Raw genomic sequence first — 17,956 nt, forward strand, 5'->3', positions numbered from 1 at the left:
TTTAAGCTAATATTAATTTTTAGAAAATATTAAGCAAATCTTAAAAATTATATTCAGAAATTTACACTACATTTGCATGTAAATATCTCATTATGAATACATTATATAAAATTTCACCATTTTATTACTTATTATTATTTTACATTAGTATCGGCTTTGTTGTAAGAGTTCTACTTTTCGTTCATCCCATTACTCAAACATCATTTACTTGGGTTGATACACTGTCCGTATTTGTTTTAGGACTAATTTCTGATATTTTTATTTTTATTTTAGTCAGTGGATTTTTGTGGTTGTATCTACTTTTTATATCAAATGCAAAATATTACAAACCCTACGGATATCTAATTTTTGGATTGTTGATTGCCTTATTGCTTTACGTTGCATTTGGAAACACTATACTCAACGAATATGGAAGTGCTTTACCTAAAATTGTAATCGCTTTCCTGTCCATAAAAACGATTTTATTCGGGTTATTACTTTTTTTACCAAAATATAGAAACCAAATTAGGTTTTGGTTATTTTCCTTCGTCATTTTCCTTTACGTCGTTTTAATTCTGCAAAACGCAATCAGCGAATATTTCTTTTGGAACGAATTTGGGGTGAGATACAATTTTATTGCAGTAAATTACTTAGTTTACACCAATGAAGTTATCGGAAATATTATGGAATCCTATCCTGTTATTCCGTTGTTTTCAGCGCTGTTTATTATTGCAGGACTTGTTACTTATTTCATTGTAAAAAAATCAAAAAATTATATTGAAAGTATTCCTTCTTTTGTGCAAAAAGCTCAAATTTCAGGAGTTTACCTGCTTCTTTTCGGATCGTCATTATTGGCAATACCTGCTTTATCTGCTAAAGAAAATTCCCAAAATATATTTGCCAATGAATTACAAGCAAACGGACTTTATAAGTTTTACTTGGCATTTATGAAAAGCGAATTGGATTATTTTAAATTCTATAAAACAGTTCCCAATAATGAAGCTTTTGCTCAATTAAAACAACAAATTCCTACCATCTCAGGCGAAACGACTTTAAGACAAATAAAAAATGAAGCAGCCGAAAATCATAAAAATGTCGTTCTGATAACTATCGAAAGTTACAGCGCAGAATTTATGAAAATGTATGGAAACGAGGGGAATATCACTCCGTTTCTTGATAGTTTAGCAAACAAAAGTTTAGTTTTCACCAACCTTTATGCCGTGGGAAACAGAACGGTTCGCGGTCTTGAAGCAGTCACTTTGTGTTTTCCTCCTACGGCTGGCGAAAGTGTGGTAAAAAGAGACGACAATAAAAATAAATTCTCTACAGGAAGTATCTTTAAACAAAAAGGCTACGCGGTAAAATTCATGTATGGCGGTGATTCTTTTTTTGATAATATGGGCGATTTCTTTTCAGGAAATGGATATGAAATTGTGGATAAAAAAACATTCGAACCCAACGAAATCACTTTTGCTAATATTTGGGGGGTTTGCGATGAGGATATGTACAACAAAGCCATCAAGGAGATGAACAAAGAAGCAGCGGCAAATAAGCCGTTTTTCAATCATATTATGACCGTAAGCAATCACAGACCATTTACCTATCCAAATGGAAAAATTGACATTCCAGGTGATGCAAAATCTCGTGATGGCGGTGTAAAGTACACGGATTATGCGATGAAAAAATTCTTTGAAATGGCCAAAAAACAGCCTTGGTTTAATAATACCGTTTTTGTCATTCTAGCAGATCATTGTGCTTCAAGTGCAGGAAAAACAGAACTTCCAGCAGATAAATATAGGATTCCGGCGATGATTTACAGTCCTGGTTTTGTTGAACCCAGAAAATACACCAATCTAATGTCGCAAATTGATGTGATGCCAACTGTTTTTGGGTTATTGAATTTTGATTACCAAAGTAAATTTTATGGTCAGGATGTTTTAAAATCGGACTATAAGCCCAGAGCTTTGATTGCTACTTATCAGGATTTAGGATTGATTAAAGACAATGTTTTAACGATTATTTCGCCAAAACAAACCGTAAAACAATTTCAATTGACTTTGAAACCCAATCAAAAAGTAGCTTCTGATTCTCAAATATTTTATGACCAAATACCGTTGAAAAAAGAAAGAACGGATTTAGTAAATGAAACGATTTCCTACTACCAAACAGCCTCGGATATGTTGAAGAAAAAGAATTATCAAAAAATTAATTAGCATAAAAAAAACGGGTGAAATTAAAGTCTCACCCGTTTTTTATTTGGAAATATATCGTTACTCTTTTTCGTTTGACAAACCAAAAAGATCTCCTTTAGCATACGTCTTCATATCTTTTTTTAGAAGTTTGCTGTTTCTCTTAGTTAACGCTGGAGTATCAAGACCACTTAAATCGGGTTTACCGGCATTAACCCATGCAGTGTACCAAAAACTTGCCGTAACTGTAATGGCTTTTCTCATTTGTTGTTGAACCATTCCGTTCATATCAGCATGCAATTGTTTGGCATACTCATCAGAATACATGGTTCCTCCGTATTTATTTTTTACAATTTCCCCACTAGCATCAGTCACAAATATTTTATTTTCAGGTGTCGCAGTTCTCAATTTTTTATCTATCGCTAATAGAGGTTCTACTAAACTATGAGTATTAAAAATCATGTCCCATGTTGCTTTTTCTACATTTTCAAGATAAACACCTTGAGGTACGTTGAACTTATAATCCTTTGCAAACAATTCCGGCAAACGGCTTTCCCATAAAGAGTGAATTCCTTTTTGGTTGGTATTTTGCCCGTCGTGATTATCAGATGTGTGCAATGGCATGTGACCATCAGCAATATAATGTCCTAAATCACCTGCAATAAATAGTATTTCATTTTTCCTTTTTTCCTTAAATGCTTTGGTAAGTTTCACCATTAAATCTTGAATATGCCAGGGTAAAATTCCGTTTTTAGTCAAGAATTTTTCGTCGTATTTTAGCTTCGCTTCGTCCATAGTCTTAGGAAATGTTGCCACATCACCAAAGTTTTCCATATCAAAATAATGACGTGGTGGTTCCATTTTATCATTCAAAACATTTCTTCTTAAATCCGGAACGGTAGATTCCTGAGTTATAAAATCAATATGATTGTAAAAAAAGGTTTGTAATGGTTTTGGCAATGCCATTACTGCAGCTCTATTGATTCGTTCATGACCAATAACGCCCCATGACAAAAGAAAAAGTGCAACTCCAAGAGTAGATAAAGTGATTAGTGTAGGTCTAATTTTAAAATTTTTCATTAAATTTATTTTTTTGAGGTACAAATGTATTTCTTTAAATCGTTATTAGAAAAAATTGGGTTTAAGATTCTGTTAATTAAATAAGAAAACTTACAAATATGTTTCGACATCAAGGAAAAAACAGAACTTTTATTCATAATCTTCGTTTAGCCACTTTATTATCTTTTGTTGCCGGAATCGTTAATGTTACCGGAGTTTTATCAGTACAAACATTGACAACAAATGTTACGGGACATTTCGCCTATTTTGCCGAAGAAATCATGAAACGGGATTACGCAGCCGCAATCACCTTTTTTGTATTTACTATTTTCTTTTTGTTTGGCGCTTTTACTTCTAATTTTTTAGCAGAATTGATTTCGAAAAAACATCCCAATTTATCTCATGTCATTCCTATTTCATTAGAAATGATTGTTTTGATTAGTGTTGGAATTTTTGGCATCGCCTCTGAATTATCTAGTTCCGAAGGAAAATGGATTGCTTTTGCAATGCTTTTTGCGATGGGAATACAAAACTCTTTAGTAACAAAAATTTCTCAATCAACTGTTAGAACAACCCATTTAACAGGTCTTTTTACTGATTTAGGAATCGAATTGTCTCAATTATTTTTCTATAAAAAACCCGAAGAAAACAAGAAATTAAAAACTAGTATTTACCTCCGATTATCGATTATTATTTTCTTTTTTTTAGGCTGTATTTTGGGTGGTTTTCTTTATAATTTACTGGAAATGAAAACACTTTTTGTTGCTGCAACCTTTTTGTTGTTTGCGCTTTTGTATGACTATATCCGATTGCAATTTCATGTGATCAAACGAAAAACCTTCCGTCACAAAACTATTTTAGATAAATAATCGAAAAAAAGTCACTTAAATTTTGAAACACATAGAAACATAGATTTTAAAACTTCGGGAGGCGTTTCACTTATTTCGAGAAAACTAAAGGCTATGTGAACCCAAGGATTGGGCTGCCTTGCTGTTTATTTTCTATGTTTCTATGTGTTTCAATTTTTCTTTTTAAAAACTAATTGAAATTTTTGTTATTTACAACCAATGACTAATTTAAATAAATAATCGAAATCAAAGTCGCAATTGTAATGAATGTCCAAAGCAAAACACCCTGCGCCAGTGGTTTTAATCCCACTGACTTCAATACATTTCTATTTAGTCCGGCTCCAATAAGAAACAAAGTTATTGTCAAACCTATTTTGGAAACTGAAACTAAATGTGGCGCTATACTCTCCATTTGTGGCAAATAAGTATTGGCAATCATTGCCAAAATAAACAATCCGATAAAATAAGGAATTTTTATTTTTCCAGATTTATTTTTAAAAATATATGTCGTAATTAATGCTACAGGGATAATCCATAACGCACGGGCTAATTTTACCGTCGTTGCTATTTGCAAGGCTTCGGGGCCATATTTACTCGCTGCTCCCACCACAGAACTCGTGTCATGAATAGCAATGGCGCACCATAATCCGAACTCTTTTTGTGTTAAATCTAACCAATGACCCACGGCAGGAAATAAAAACAGCGCCACCGAATTCAAAATGAATATCACTCCTAAAGCAACTGACGTTTGTTTTTCATTCGATTTAATTACTGGAGCAATCGCAGCAATGGCACTTCCTCCACAAATTGCAGTGCCACAAGAAATTAAATGAGATGTTTTCTTATCCGTTTTAAACCATTTTCCTAAAAAAGTTCCTAAAATTAAAGTACTCACAATAGAAATAATGGTAAACAAAAAGCCTTCTTTTCCTGCAGAAACAGCACTGTGAACATTCATTCCAAAGCCTAAACCAACTACTGAAAACTGCAATAGATAATTGGTCGCTTTGTGATTCAACTCTAAAAAAGGATGCCCAAAAAGGTTGGCGACAATCAATCCTAATACTAAAGCAATCGGCGGAGAAACAAAAATTGTGGTACAAAACAATAGCAAGACAACAAAAATAAGTTGCTGCAATGTGGCATTTACTTTAAAAAAAATAAAAGATTCCTTTTGAATTGTTTTTTGATGCGTTTCCAATGTAAAGTTGTTGAATTATTACAGTACAAAGGTGGAACGATAAATCTATTTAAGCCAATCGCAAATTATAATCTGCTATAACTTTAAATTATAATGATTGGAAATATTCTGGATAAACAAATCCGATAGCGAATCCGTTTTTCCTTGTAACGTAATGACGTAAAAGTAACGTTCTATAACTAAATCTTTAATATCTAATATAGCCAATTCATTGTTTTGAAGTTCTTTTTTTATCGCATGAATGGATATAAAAGCCACGCAATCAGAGTTTATCAAATAGGATTTTATACTTTCGGTACTTCCTAATTGCATTTCAATTTGTAGTTCTGATAGTTTAATTTCAAATGGTTTTAACGCATGTTCAATAACTTCAAGTGTTCCTGAACCTTGTTCCCGCATTAAAAAATGCATCCTTTTAAGATCTTCCTGATTCACTTCGTCAAGACTGACTAATGGATTGGAACTCTTACAGACTAAAACCAATTCGTCTTTTAAAAATTCGGTATATTTAATAGATTTATTTTTTGATTGCCCTTCAACAATTCCTATTTCAATTTCCTGGTTTAGTAAAGCATTTTCTATTTGTTCGGTGTTTCCATTAAGTAAACTCACTTTTACATCTTGTAATTTTTGGTGGAAACGAGCTAAAAGTGGCGGAATTATATACTGAGAAATCGTTGTACTAGCGCCTAATCGCAACAATCCGGAACGCTGATTAATAAGAGTGCTCATATCAAAATCGATTTCTCTATAAAGTTCGAAAATGTTTTTGGTATGTTTTAATAACACTTCACCTGCAGGTGTCAATGCGATTTTGGAACCATTCCTGTCAAACAGTTTGATTTTATATTGCTCTTCTAACTCTTGAATATGTTTGGAAATCGCAGGTTGCGTAATGAACAATTCCGTTGCGGCTTTTGTAAAACTCAAACGATTGGCAACAGTATAAAATACTTTTAGTCTAAAATCCATGTTGTTTAATTGTATTACAGTAATCCGTTGTATTTTCGAACAAACCATTCGGTTGCCAGCAAAATTGAAATTAAAACCAATAACCAAATCCAATCAATCAAAGGAGTTTTAGTAACAATGTTCTTCTCTATCGCTTTGTATTCCTCATTTTCTAAAAGCGTTTTAATCAACACATCAACTTGGTTAGGGAAAAAAGCTTTTCCTTGCGTTTGCGTGGCTAATTGTGTCAATTTCTCCACATCGGGATTGACGAATTGCTTTTCGATATCAAAATCAAGAATTTCAAAACTACTGGAATAAGTCGTTTTAGAATTCAATTCTTTTACTGTAAACGCATAAGAACCCGCTTTCAATCCGTCAAGATTGACTTTATAGGAATTATTTCCTTTTAATAAATCGTAATTTTTCGTTTGCTTGGTTTTTGTATTTGTTACCGCAATTGTCAAACGGGCTTTTTCATCAAACTCATAATTTTTATTAAAAAATTGAGCGGTTATTTCAATAGCTTCACCTGAATTATAGAAACTTTCATGTTCAACCACCAGTGATTTTTTAGAATTATTAGAAGCCAAAAATTGAATAATCTTATCGATGAAAACATCATATTTTTCAAAGGATTGATTGTTGACATGGGTTTGCAAACGCCATTTCCAACTGTTTTCTCCTAAAAGATAAGCGGCTCGTTTCCCCTGATTTTCGGCAAAAGCCAACAAAGGCGCATTCGTATCTATAGTTCTGATTTTGGACGAAAGCAAAACAGACACAGCACCTTTTGCAGTTACGGTTCCAAAAGCATTTTGCAAAGGCGGTAAATTTTCAAAGCCGATATTGTCAGCTGCAAATAAATTAAACTGCTCATTAAAAACCGACAAATAATCTTCTTTTTGCCCGCTCATTTTAAAGTTCAAATTATCCTGCTGCTGATTCAGAAAATTAAAATCAGTGTTGTTTCCAGTAATGATAAATGTATTAATTCCAGCAGCTTTATTATTCTCAAAAATAGTTTTAAACTCAGTCGTTGGTTGATATAAAATCAAAACATTATAATCTTGCAATGTTTTGATTTCATTTGGTTTAACAATCGTTACTTTACGCTGTACATTCGATTCAATTGCTCTTTTCATCGCGCCTAAATCAGGATGATTTATAGCTGAAATAATAGCAATATTTGTTTTTTGGTCAATAACTTCAACCGCAAAATTCTTAGTGTTATTATATGTGTTTTTTTCTTTTTCTTTTGATGATATTGTAGCTTTAAAAACCTGTAATCCTATTTTATCAGCCGGTAAAAGTATGTTTACAGTTGCTGTTTTCTTGGAAGGAGAAAAAGTAATCGATTGTCTACTAAATACCGAATTTCCTTGCGAAATTACAAAATCAGCTGTTACACTTTTGGTTCCTAAATACTGTAAAAAAGCTTCTATAGGAAATTTATTCTTATGAAAAGCGTATTTATTAACGTTCAGTTGATTGATTTTGAAATCTAAAAAAGTGGTTGTATCGCCTACAATCACAGGATATACTTTATTTACAGCATCAAAACTGTACACATAATCATTACCCGAAGTTTGATTTCCATCCGTAATCAAAACCGTTGGATACGTTGTATTTTTATAAATGCTTTTTAGATTTTTGGCAACAACATCAATATTCGTTTGGACTCCTTTAAAATCAAATGCTTCTATAGGTTCAAAGTCATCAGAGAAATGATACGATTGCACATCAAATTTCTCTTGTAAATCAGAGTTTGATTGTATTTTTTTATACAATTCTAATGCTTTTTCATTGGCATTCAAAAAAGAAATAGAACTTGAATTATCAACAACAATCGGCAAAGGCGTTTTTACCGTTTCAAGCGTATCTTTGGTTATTATTGGATTAATCAACAACAATAAAATTCCAAAAATGGATAAAAAACGCAAAAAAGCCAAAAACCAACCGATTTTCGATTTGTTTTTGGCTTTGTAGATGTATTGAAAAAACGACAATCCGCCAGCTATTAGTAAAGAAAGCAGTAATAATAGTAGCGTGTTTGTTGTCATTTATTCTTTATTAAAAGATTGAAGGATTTAATGATTAAAAAATTAATTACATAGTTCAAAAATCTTTAAATCTTTGAATTTTACAATCTTTCAATTAATTTTTAGGTAAGCATTCCCCCACAAACATTCATAACCTGTCCAGTTACGTAAGCGCTCATATCCGAAGCAAAGAAAAGACATGCATTAGCAACATCTTCAGTTGTTCCGCCACGTTTCAATGGAATTCCGTCTCTCCATCCTTTTACAACATCTTCGTTCAATTTAGCCGTCATTTCCGTTTCTATAAAACCCGGAGCAATTACATTACAACGAATGTTACGTGATCCTAATTCTAATGCTACTGATTTAGAAAAACCAATAACTCCCGCTTTAGAAGCTGCATAATTCGTTTGTCCAGCATTGCCTTTTACTCCCACAACAGAACTCATATTGATAATTGAACCAGAACGTTGCTTCAAAAACGTACGTTGAATGGCTTTAGTCATATTAAAAACCGATTTCAAGTTAACATCAATCACTTGGTCAAAATCGCCTTCAGACATACGCATCAATAGGTTGTCTTTAGTAATTCCGGCATTGTTTATTAGAATATCAACCGTTCCAAATTCAGCTATAACTGCGTCTACAAGAGTTTGCGCTTCATTAAAATCGGCTGCGTTCGATTGGTACCCTTTGGCTTTAATTCCAAGAGCATTCAATTCATTTTCAAGAGCCAAAGCAGATTCTACAGATGAACTATAAGTAAAGGCAACGTTTGCACCATGTTTTGCAAAAACTTCCGCAATTCCTTTTCCAATTCCGCGACTCGCACCAGTAATTATGGCAACTTTTCCTTCTAGTAATTTCATATTCAAAAATTAGTTTAAATTTTATTTGGAGCTATTCCTGCTATTCGCTTCAATCTTTTATGACCGCTATCGCTTACATAAAAGGATTTTCACTGCTATCAGGGCTATCTTATACTCGTCAAATATATAATAATTCCCTTTTTAAAAAAAATTCAAAAGCAATAACAGTCAAAATTCAACTCTTAAATTTTAAAGAAACGCTTTGTCCATTTATCCCAAAACGAACTGTAAATAGCCACTAATGTAAAAACTAGTAGAAATAGATGATACCATGCATTACTAATTAAGTCAAAGAAATCTAATTTCCCGTTAGCGTAGCTCAATATAAGCAATACTTGAGCACCATAAGGTAAAATCCCTTGAATTATACACGAGAAAATATCCAGAATTGCAGCTGTTTTTTTAGGATTTAATTCGTACTCATCATTAATTTCTTTAGCAATCGGTCCGGTAATTACAATAGAAACCGTATTATTCGCTATAGCTAAATTAGCAAAACCTACTATCGCGCCAATTCCCGCTTGAGCTGATTTTTTACTTTTAATTCTTTTTTTAATCTGAACTAATAAATACGTTATTCCACCCGCTTTATCTACCATGGCAGCTAAACCTCCGGTAAGCATAGACAACAAGAAAATATCAGTCATACTAGTAAAGCCTTCATATATCTTTTGCGTAAACTCCATTAGCGTAAATGAACCACTAAAATATCCAATTATACCTGCTAATAAAGTACCAATAAGCAATGTTGAAAATACATTAACACCCACAACCGCTAATACAATTACTAAAATGTAAGGTACAATTGCTATCCAGGAAAAATCACTTTTTGCAATAGCAACAGTCACAATATCCGAGTTTAAACCAAGATAAAAGAAAACCAGAATAGTAAAAACTGCAGCAGGAAAGGCAATGAACAAGTTGATTTTAAACTTATCTTTTAAATCACATCCTAATGATTGAGTTGCTGCAATAGTAGTGTCAGAAATCATGGAAAGATTATCACCAAGCATAGAACCACCTAATAAAGCGCCAGATATAAGCGGTAATGAAGCGCCACTTTTATCAGCTAATGCGACAGCTATTGGACCAATCGCTACAATTGCACCTACTGAAGTTCCTGTAGCAGTTGATAAAAAAGAAGCAATCAAGAAAATCCCTAACGGAAAATAAGCAACGTCGATAGTATTTATTCCAAGATTCACAACCGCATCAACTCCGCCCATCGCTTTACTTACCACTGCGAACGCTCCCGCTAGCAAGTAAATTAAACACATGGTCATGATTTTACTTTCGCCACAACCTGCGATTAGTGTAGCAACTTTATCCTCAGTTGAGGATTTGAATAATAAAAAAGCGGCGATTATACCAACTAAAACAGCCACCGGTGATGGAAAAGCATAAAAATCATTCAAAATGATTCCCGCTCCCAAAAAAGTAAAAATAAAAACAAATAAAGGGATTAATGCAAAGGCATTTCCTTTGTCTTTGGAAAATAAAGTCATAAAAATAATTTTAAATTAAAAATTATGACGAAAAACAAAGCTAAATATGGGAATGTAAACAACATTTTTTCCAAAGGATTTGGCTTATCGTTTTAGCACCTTGCTTGTTGTTGCAGGTTGCTATCCTATTGCAGGATTCGTGATAACGGGTGCAAAAGTAATTAATTAATTATAAAATATTTTAAATTTCATTCAAAAAAATAATAAAACAAAAAAAGCGCCACATAAAAATGCAGCGCTTAAATATAAAATACTGAAAAACAGTTGTTAACTTTTAGAAAGCTACATTCCATTTTGGTAATCTTCCATTTTCGTCAAGGAAATTTTGTAAAATTTGCCCTTCTACGAATGTTGGAATCACTTTAGTTTTATCGTTGAATGTCTCATACCAAACTACTTCTAGCATGCTGATATCTTCAATTTTCATTTGTGCTGGCCAAGAATATTTTCTTCCTGTTTTTGCAAATTGGTGTCCTTCAACGATTTTATCGTTCAAACCACCATTTTTAATTTTCAAAGTTCCATTATTTTGAACAGTTCCAGTAGAACCAACCATAATTAGTTCTTTTTCATCACCTACTGAATACACTAAAAAAACTCCAGAACCTTCTGATGCGTTGCAAACTTCTGCTAAACTATCCTCTGTAGTAAATGAAAACTGATTGGTAACTTTGAAATTTTTTAACTCTTTGTACATATTATTTTATTTTTATTTGAACTGGTTTCGACAAAAAAATACCCCACAAAATCGTGAGGTCCATAAGAAACCATTCGTTTATGTTTGTTCTTATTACAATTGAATCTGCAAAAACAGAAATATTTAATAAAGTGCAAAGATATTTCTTTAATTCAATTAATAATAAAAAAGCCCCACAAATTGTGAGGCTTTTAAAAATATTTAATTGGAGTTTAGATTAACCTAAAACTTCTTTTACTTTTTTACCAATTTCAGCTGGAGAATCTACTACGTGAATTCCACATTCTCTCATGATTTGTTTCTTAGCTTCAGCAGTATCATCAGATCCACCAACGATTGCACCAGCATGTCCCATTGTACGTCCTGGAGGAGCCGTAACTCCTGCGATGAAACCTACAACTGGTTTACGGTTACCATCAGCTTTAATCCAATGAGCAGCATCAGCTTCTAATTGTCCACCAATTTCACCGATCATTACGATACATTCTGTTTCTGGGTCATTCATCAATAATTCAACCGCTTCCTTTGTAGTAGTTCCAATGATTGGATCTCCACCAATACCAATTGCAGTAGTGATTCCTAATCCTTGTTTTACAACTTGGTCAGCAGCTTCATACGTTAATGTTCCAGATTTAGAAACAATACCAACGGTTCCTTTCTTAAAAACAAAACCTGGCATAATACCAACTTTAGCTTCACCCGGAGTAATAATTCCAGGACAGTTTGGACCGATTAATCTTGCGTTTCTTTCTTTAACATAACTATTTGCTTTTATCATGTCAGCAACAGGAATTCCTTCAGTAATTGCAATAATTACTTTTATACCAGCATCTGCAGCTTCCATAATTGCATCTGCAGCAAAAGCCGGCGGTACAAAAATGATAGTTGTATCAGCACCCGCTTGTTCAACAGCATCTTTTACAGTATTAAAAACTGGTCTATCTAAGTGAGTAGTCCCACCTTTTCCTGGAGTTACACCACCAACAACGTTAGTACCGTACTCAATCATTTGAGAAGCATGGAAAGTTCCTTCGCTTCCTGTAAAACCTTGAACAATTATTTTGGAATCTTTATTAACTAAAACACTCATGATATATTTTTTATGTAGTTTTTAAAATGGTTATGCAAAAGTATAAAATAGTAAGCACTAATCAATCTTCGTCATTCAGTTTTTTGACACTAAATTAGGATAATTGGCTCATTTGATACCCTCGAAATAATTTCTTGTCTTTTATTTGCCAAATAACAATAAAATGTGCTAATAACATCTCTTCTCTTGGATTCTCAATCGTTTTTACAAAATGAGAATACCGAACTGAAATTAAATCATTTTCAGAAATAATATGACTAATACGAACTTTAGAACGTACATACGCCTTGCTCAAATCATTGGATAAACTTACCAAAGAATCATAATTCAATTGAACTAATCCTTTGCTACTGTTCCATTCAACGATAACTTCAGGATGCAAAAAATCTTTTATGACCTCGCTATCAATGAGAGCATCTGATTTGTAAAATTGCTGAACGATTTCTTTAGCAGACATATTACTTTAGTTTATTAAGAATTTCTGGTATCTTCTTGATATTAGCCAGTTGTTTCAATTTTTCTCTTGATTCTTCTATTGGTGTACCAAAATAGGATTTCCCACCTTCGACAGATTTTGTGACACCAGTTTGTCCCATAATAACTGCCTTAGCGCCTATTGTTATTCCGCTGGTTGTTCCTACTTGTCCCCAAATAGTAACTTCGTCTTCAATAATCACGCAGCCTGCAATTCCGGTTTGGGAAGCAATTAAACATTTTTTCCCAATAACAGTGTCGTGTCCAACATGTACCTGATTGTCAATTTTTGTACCTTCACCAATAGTGGTATCGCCTGTAACTCCTTTGTCAATAGTACAAAGCGCCCCTATTCCCACATTATCTTTGATGACCACTCTACCACCAGAAAGTAATTGATCATATCCTTCAGGACGTTTTTTGTAATAAAATGCATCAGCACCCAGAATAGTTCCTGCATGAATGATTACATTATCCCCAATAACGGTATAATCATAAATGGAAACATTTGAATGAATTAAACAATTTTCCCCAATAACAACATGATTTCCAATAAATGTATTAGGTTGTATTACAGTTCCTTCACCGATAGAAGCTGAAGTAGCTATTGAAACATTAGAAAACTGAAATGGCTTGAAATAGTTTGTCAATTTATTAAAATCCCTAAAAGGATCTTCAGAAATCAACAATGCTTTTCCATCCGGACAAGCTACGTTTTTATTGATTAAAACTATTGTTGCTGCTGAATTTAATGCTTTGTCATAATACTTGGGATGATCCACAAAAACAATATCTCCAGATTCAACAACGTGAATTTCATTCATTCCAGTCACTGGAAAATCTTTATCACCAACGTATTCACAGTCGATGATAGTAGCAATTTCTTCTAAAGTGTAAACTTTTTGGAATTTCATAAATTTAATGTTCGGTTTCAATATTCAGTATTCAGCTCATTTTCAAACTGAATACTGAACACTGTAATCTACTCTTTTACACGTTCCATGTAAGAACCTGATGCAGTATCAATTTTAATTTTATCTCCTTCATTAATAAACAAAGGAACATTTACAGTTGCCCCAGTTTCAACAGTTGCTGATTTTGTTGCATTTGTAGCTGTATTTCCTTTGATTCCTGGCTCCGCATAAGTAACTTCAAGAATTACAGATGCCGGCATATCTACAGAAAGAGGTAAATCAGTCTCTGTATTGATACTTACCATTACATTTTCTCCTTCTTTCAATAAATCCGGGGAATCAAGAATGTTTTTGTTCAAAGTAATTTGTTCGAAAGTCTCTGTATTCATAAAATGAAATTGATCACCTTCTGGATATAAAAACTGAAATTTATGATTTTCAACTCGAACTTCTTCGATTTTATGACCCGCTGAAAACGTATTGTCCAAAACTTTTCCGTTAGTCAAACTTCTTAATTTAGTTCTAACGAAAGCTGGACCTTTTCCTGGTTTTACGTGAAGAAATTCAATGATTTTGTAAATATCGTTGTTGTATTTGATACACAATCCGTTTTTAATATCTGATGTAGATGCCATTATATTTTTTTTTGTTTTCCCCACCCCGACCCTCCCCGAAGGGGAGGGAGACTGGATGGAAATTAGTTACTTAATTATTTTTTTTCTGTTATTTAATTTTTACCGCCATACATTTTTTGTCAATATAATTCAATTTTTGACTCCCTCCCCTTCGGGGAGGGCTGGGGAGGGGATTAATAGTTCCCAGAATATCCTTTCATTACTCCTCTTGATGAATTTCGAATAAAATCAATGATTTCATCTCTTTCAGGCGTAGCCTCCATCTCTGCCTCAATAATTCCTAAAGCCTGAGTGGTATTGTAATTTTTTTGATACAGAATTCTGTAAATATCTTGTATTTCTCTGATTTTTTCAGTTGTAAAACCGCGTCTTCTCAATCCTACGGAATTAATTCCAACATAAGATAAAGGCTCTTTTGCTGCTTTTGTAAAAGGCGGAACATCTTTTCGTACCAAAGATCCACCAGAAATCATCGCGTGATCGCCAATGTGAATAAATTGATGAATTGCTGCCAAACCACCAATAACGGCGTATTTACCAACGGTAACATGACCAGCCAAAGCGACTCCGTTGACAATAATAGCGTTATCTCCTATATGGCAATCGTGCGCAATATGTGCCGTTGCCATTACCAAACAATTGTTACCTAACGTAGTTTGACCTGATGCAATCGTTCCTCTGTTGATGGTGACACACTCCCTAATAGTACAATTGTCTCCAATTATTGCCAAAGATTCTTCTCCACCAAATTTTAAATCCTGAGGCACTGCTGAAATTACAGCACCCGGAAATATATTGCAATTTTTTCCAATTCTTGCCCCTTCCATGATGGTGACATTTGAACCAATCCATGTTCCATCTCCAATAATTACATTATTGTGTATGGTTGTAAATGGCTCGATGACAACATTTTTGGCTATTTTGGCGCCTGGATGAACATAGGCTAGTGGTTGATTCATCAGCTATTATTTATTTTTATATTTATTAGAAAAAAAATCTAATTGATTCTTGTTGAGATTCAATTGTAACGTTTTCAATCTAAATCTATTGTTTTTTTGCAATTTGCGCCATTAATTCCGCTTCAGCAACCAGTTTTCCATTTGCATAAGCGTTCGCTTGCATGTGGCAAATTCCTCTTCTGATTGGCGTAATTAAATCACATTTAAAAATCAAAGTGTCACCTGGTAATACTTTGTGTTTGAATTTAACATTATCAATTTTCATAAAATAAGTCAAATAATTTTCAGGATCAGGAACAGTGCTTAATACAAGGATTCCACCCGTTTGTGCCATTGCTTCAACAATCAAAACACCCGGCATTACCGGAGCTTCAGGAAAATGACCAACGAAGAAATTTTCATTCATCGTTACATTTTTCATCCCTACAACATGGGTTTCAGACATTTCAATGATTCGGTCAATCAATAAAAACGGTGGTCTGTGAGGAAGTACCGCCATAATTTTATGAATATCCATCAATGGTTCTTGGTGCAAATCATAAACAGGAACATAATTTCTTTGTTCAATTTTTATGATTTTCGCCATTTTTTTCGCAAACTGTGTGTTTACAAAATGTCCTGGTTTATTCGCAATTACCTTTCCTTGAATTCTTGTTCCAATTAAAGCTAAATCACCTACTACATCAAGTAATTTGTGTCTTGCTGCTTCGTTTGGATAATGTAATGTAAGATTATCTAAAATACCATTTGGCTTAACGGTAATTTCGTCTTTTCCAAAAGCAACTTTTAAATTTTCCATTGTAGAAGCTGAAATTTCTTTATCAACATAAACAATAGCATTATTTAAATCACCACCTTTTATCAATCCATTTTCTAAAAGAGATTCTAATTCATGCAAGAAACTAAAAGTTCTGGACTCTGAAATTTCAGTTTTGAAATCAGCAATGCTTTTCATGTTTGCATTTTGGGTTCCTAAAATTTTAGTCCCGAAATCAACCATCGCTGTTACACAATAATGATCGCTTGGCATTACTAGAATTTCACTTCCTGATGCTTCGTCAGTAAAAGAAATCACTTCTTTCACCACATATACATTTCTTTTTGCATTTTGCTCTTCAAAACCTGCTTTTTCAAGAGCTTCTACAAAATATTTAGATGAACCGTCCATTATAGGAAGTTCAGAGGCGTTCAATTCGATAATGACATTATCTAAATCACAACCAATTAATGCTGCTAAAACATGTTCAGGTGTCTGAATTTTTACTCCTAATTTTTCTAAATTAGTTCCTCTTTGCGTGTTTACAACATAATTTGCATCTGCTTCAATAATAGGTTGTCCTTCCAGATCTACTCGAACAAAAGTAAAACCATTATTCACTGGAGCAGGTTTAAAAGTCATTTTTACTTCTTTTCCTGTGTGTAATCCAACTCCAGTTAGCGAAATTTCTGTTTTGATGGTCTTCTGTTTAACCATTGTTTCCATTTTTTTGGTTTAATATTTGTTTTTTTAATTCTTCTATTTCTGCAACAATTTTTGGTAAATTCTTGAAATGAACATACGATTTACTAAAATCATTGTATCCAAATGTAGGGCTTCCTTGCAAGATTTCATTATCTTTTATATTTCGACCTACACCCGATTGAGCTTGGATTCTAACATTATTCCCAATATTTAAATGTCCTGATATTCCAACTTGGCCTCCAATCATTCCATTTTTTCCAATTTTTGTAGAACCTGCAACTCCTGTTTGAGCGGCAATTACGGTATTTTCGCCAATTTCTACATTATGGGCAATCTGAATTTGATTGTCAAGCTTTACTCCTTTTCTAATAATTGTAGAACCCATTGTAGCTCTATCTATTGTGGTACATGAACCTATATCTACATTGTCTTCAATAATTACATTGCCTATTTGTGGGATTTTAGTGTACGTTCCGTCTGGATTTGGTGCAAAACCAAAACCATCAGCACCGATAATTGCTCCGGAATGTATCGTACAATTATTCCCTATTACGGTTTCCGAATATATTTTTGCACCAGCGAATAACAATACATTATCGCCAATTACCACATTATCGCCAATAAAACAATTAGGATAAATTTTTACATTTTCACCTAAAACTACATTTTGTCCCACATAACTAAAACTACCAAGATATAAATTATCTCCGTATTTTACGCTCTGCGAAAGAAAAGAAGGCTGCTCTATACCACTTTTATTTAATTTCACCTGATTGTAAAATTCTAATAATTTAGAAAATGCCGCATAAGCATCTTGCACTTTTATCAATGTGGTTGTCAAAGGTGATTCCGGAACAAAAGTTTCATTAACAATTGTTACAGAGGCTTTTGTAGAATATATATAATTAAGATATTTAGGATTTGAGAGAAAAGTAAGTGATCCCTCAGCCCCTTCTTCGATTTTTGACAATCTAAAAACTTCAGCCATGGGATTCCCAACAACTTCTCCTTCTAAAATCCCCGCTATTTGTTCTGCTGTAAATTTCATCCCGACAAAAATATAAAAAAATAGATTTTAAATG

General features: G+C 33.3%; 16 protein-coding genes and 1 riboswitch. Of the genes, 2 read left to right on the forward strand and 14 right to left on the reverse strand.

Annotated features, from left to right (window positions below; all coding sequences use genetic code 11):
• The first annotated feature begins 92 nt into the window (after positions 1 to 92).
• Complete coding sequence (locus tag DR980_RS03480; protein ID WP_113633867.1) at positions 93 to 2,192, forward strand: LTA synthase family protein; 2,100 nt, start codon at positions 93 to 95, stop codon at positions 2,190 to 2,192.
• 57 nt (positions 2,193 to 2,249) lie between these two features.
• On the opposite strand, the gene DR980_RS03485 is transcribed toward DR980_RS03480, so the two are convergent.
• Positions 2,250 to 3,248, reverse strand: a complete 999-nt coding sequence (locus DR980_RS03485; RefSeq protein WP_113633868.1) for a zinc dependent phospholipase C family protein — start codon at positions 3,246 to 3,248, stop codon at positions 2,250 to 2,252.
• A gap of 98 nt (positions 3,249 to 3,346) precedes the next feature.
• Here DR980_RS03485 and DR980_RS03490 point away from each other — a divergent pair, with 98 nt between their 5' ends.
• Entirely contained in the window at positions 3,347 to 4,096 is a 750-nt protein-coding gene (locus DR980_RS03490) for a YoaK family protein (protein WP_113633869.1), read from the forward strand.
• Positions 4,097 to 4,298: 202 nt separating this feature from the next.
• Here the strand turns inward: DR980_RS03490 and DR980_RS03495 are convergent, their stop codons facing one another.
• The 13 genes from DR980_RS03495 to lpxD form a co-directional block, all read right to left on the reverse strand.
• On the reverse strand, positions 4,299 to 5,276 hold the full coding sequence (locus tag DR980_RS03495) for a YeiH family protein (protein ID WP_167400535.1): 978 nt from the start codon (positions 5,274 to 5,276) through the stop codon (positions 4,299 to 4,301).
• A 75-nt stretch (positions 5,277 to 5,351) separates the two neighbouring features.
• Positions 5,352 to 6,248, reverse strand: coding sequence for a LysR family transcriptional regulator (locus DR980_RS03500; protein WP_113633955.1), 897 nt, complete (start codon positions 6,246 to 6,248; stop codon positions 5,352 to 5,354).
• A 14-nt stretch (positions 6,249 to 6,262) separates the two neighbouring features.
• Positions 6,263 to 8,290 carry a hypothetical protein gene (locus DR980_RS03505; RefSeq protein WP_113633870.1) on the reverse strand — a complete coding sequence of 676 codons (2,028 nt, stop codon included), beginning with the start codon at positions 8,288 to 8,290 and terminating at the stop codon, positions 6,263 to 6,265.
• A gap of 101 nt (positions 8,291 to 8,391) precedes the next feature.
• Entirely contained in the window at positions 8,392 to 9,138 is a 747-nt protein-coding gene (gene fabG / locus DR980_RS03510; protein WP_113633871.1) for a 3-oxoacyl-[acyl-carrier-protein] reductase, read from the reverse strand.
• A gap of 182 nt (positions 9,139 to 9,320) precedes the next feature.
• Complete coding sequence (locus DR980_RS03515; protein WP_113633872.1) at positions 9,321 to 10,643, reverse strand: Na+/H+ antiporter NhaC family protein; 1,323 nt, start codon at positions 10,641 to 10,643, stop codon at positions 9,321 to 9,323.
• A 54-nt stretch (positions 10,644 to 10,697) separates the two neighbouring features.
• Positions 10,698 to 10,794, reverse strand: a riboswitch (SAM-I-IV-variant riboswitch).
• A gap of 123 nt (positions 10,795 to 10,917) precedes the next feature.
• Positions 10,918 to 11,340, reverse strand: a complete 423-nt coding sequence (locus DR980_RS03520) for a hypothetical protein (RefSeq protein WP_113633873.1) — start codon at positions 11,338 to 11,340, stop codon at positions 10,918 to 10,920.
• A 217-nt stretch (positions 11,341 to 11,557) separates the two neighbouring features.
• Positions 11,558 to 12,430, reverse strand: a complete 873-nt coding sequence (sucD, locus tag DR980_RS03525) for a succinate--CoA ligase subunit alpha (protein ID WP_035672307.1) — start codon at positions 12,428 to 12,430, stop codon at positions 11,558 to 11,560.
• A 94-nt stretch (positions 12,431 to 12,524) separates the two neighbouring features.
• Positions 12,525 to 12,887, reverse strand: coding sequence for a nuclear transport factor 2 family protein (locus tag DR980_RS03530; protein WP_113633874.1), 363 nt, complete (start codon positions 12,885 to 12,887; stop codon positions 12,525 to 12,527).
• A 1-nt stretch (position 12,888) separates the two neighbouring features.
• A complete protein-coding gene (locus tag DR980_RS03535) occupies positions 12,889 to 13,818 on the reverse strand; it encodes a UDP-3-O-(3-hydroxymyristoyl)glucosamine N-acyltransferase (RefSeq protein ID WP_113633956.1) in 930 nt (309 codons plus the stop codon).
• A 68-nt stretch (positions 13,819 to 13,886) separates the two neighbouring features.
• Entirely contained in the window at positions 13,887 to 14,453 is a 567-nt protein-coding gene (gene efp, locus DR980_RS03540) for an elongation factor P (RefSeq protein ID WP_113633875.1), read from the reverse strand.
• Positions 14,454 to 14,626: 173 nt separating this feature from the next.
• On the reverse strand, positions 14,627 to 15,412 hold the full coding sequence (gene lpxA, locus DR980_RS03545) for an acyl-ACP--UDP-N-acetylglucosamine O-acyltransferase (RefSeq protein WP_113633876.1): 786 nt from the start codon (positions 15,410 to 15,412) through the stop codon (positions 14,627 to 14,629).
• 85 nt (positions 15,413 to 15,497) lie between these two features.
• Entirely contained in the window at positions 15,498 to 16,886 is a 1,389-nt protein-coding gene (locus DR980_RS03550) for a bifunctional UDP-3-O-[3-hydroxymyristoyl] N-acetylglucosamine deacetylase/3-hydroxyacyl-ACP dehydratase (protein WP_113633957.1), read from the reverse strand.
• Entirely contained in the window at positions 16,879 to 17,922 is a 1,044-nt protein-coding gene (gene lpxD, locus DR980_RS03555) for a UDP-3-O-(3-hydroxymyristoyl)glucosamine N-acyltransferase (RefSeq protein WP_113633877.1), read from the reverse strand. Before lpxD ends, DR980_RS03550 begins: the two co-directional genes overlap by 8 nt.
• Positions 17,923 to 17,956: the final 34 nt, after the last annotated feature.

The organism is Flavobacterium psychrolimnae, from assembly GCF_003312425.1.
In the GTDB taxonomy this organism is placed as follows: Bacteria; Bacteroidota; Bacteroidia; order Flavobacteriales; family Flavobacteriaceae; genus Flavobacterium; species Flavobacterium psychrolimnae.

Excerpts from the sequence above, each read along its gene's own strand:
- DR980_RS03515 (WP_113633872.1), bottom strand. The coding sequence starts at position 10,643 with ATGACTTTATTTTCCAAAGACAAAGGAAATGCCTTTGCATTAATCCCT.
- lpxD (WP_113633877.1), bottom strand. The coding sequence starts at position 17,922 with ATGAAATTTACAGCAGAACAAATAGCGGGGATTTTAGAAGGAGAAGTT.
- DR980_RS03485 (WP_113633868.1), bottom strand. The coding sequence starts at position 3,248 with ATGAAAAATTTTAAAATTAGACCTACACTAATCACTTTATCTACTCTT.
- efp (WP_113633875.1), bottom strand. The coding sequence starts at position 14,453 with ATGGCATCTACATCAGATATTAAAAACGGATTGTGTATCAAATACAAC.
- fabG (WP_113633871.1), bottom strand. The coding sequence starts at position 9,138 with ATGAAATTACTAGAAGGAAAAGTTGCCATAATTACTGGTGCGAGTCGC.
- DR980_RS03490 (WP_113633869.1), top strand. The coding sequence starts at position 3,347 with ATGTTTCGACATCAAGGAAAAAACAGAACTTTTATTCATAATCTTCGT.
- DR980_RS03530 (WP_113633874.1), bottom strand. The coding sequence starts at position 12,887 with ATGTCTGCTAAAGAAATCGTTCAGCAATTTTACAAATCAGATGCTCTC.
- sucD (WP_035672307.1), bottom strand. The coding sequence starts at position 12,430 with ATGAGTGTTTTAGTTAATAAAGATTCCAAAATAATTGTTCAAGGTTTT.
- lpxA (WP_113633876.1), bottom strand. The coding sequence starts at position 15,412 with ATGAATCAACCACTAGCCTATGTTCATCCAGGCGCCAAAATAGCCAAA.
- DR980_RS03480 (WP_113633867.1), top strand. The coding sequence starts at position 93 with ATGAATACATTATATAAAATTTCACCATTTTATTACTTATTATTATTT.
- DR980_RS03500 (WP_113633955.1), bottom strand. The coding sequence starts at position 6,248 with ATGGATTTTAGACTAAAAGTATTTTATACTGTTGCCAATCGTTTGAGT.
- DR980_RS03505 (WP_113633870.1), bottom strand. The coding sequence starts at position 8,290 with ATGACAACAAACACGCTACTATTATTACTGCTTTCTTTACTAATAGCT.
- DR980_RS03535 (WP_113633956.1), bottom strand. The coding sequence starts at position 13,818 with ATGAAATTCCAAAAAGTTTACACTTTAGAAGAAATTGCTACTATCATC.
- DR980_RS03520 (WP_113633873.1), bottom strand. The coding sequence starts at position 11,340 with ATGTACAAAGAGTTAAAAAATTTCAAAGTTACCAATCAGTTTTCATTT.
- DR980_RS03550 (WP_113633957.1), bottom strand. The coding sequence starts at position 16,886 with ATGGTTAAACAGAAGACCATCAAAACAGAAATTTCGCTAACTGGAGTT.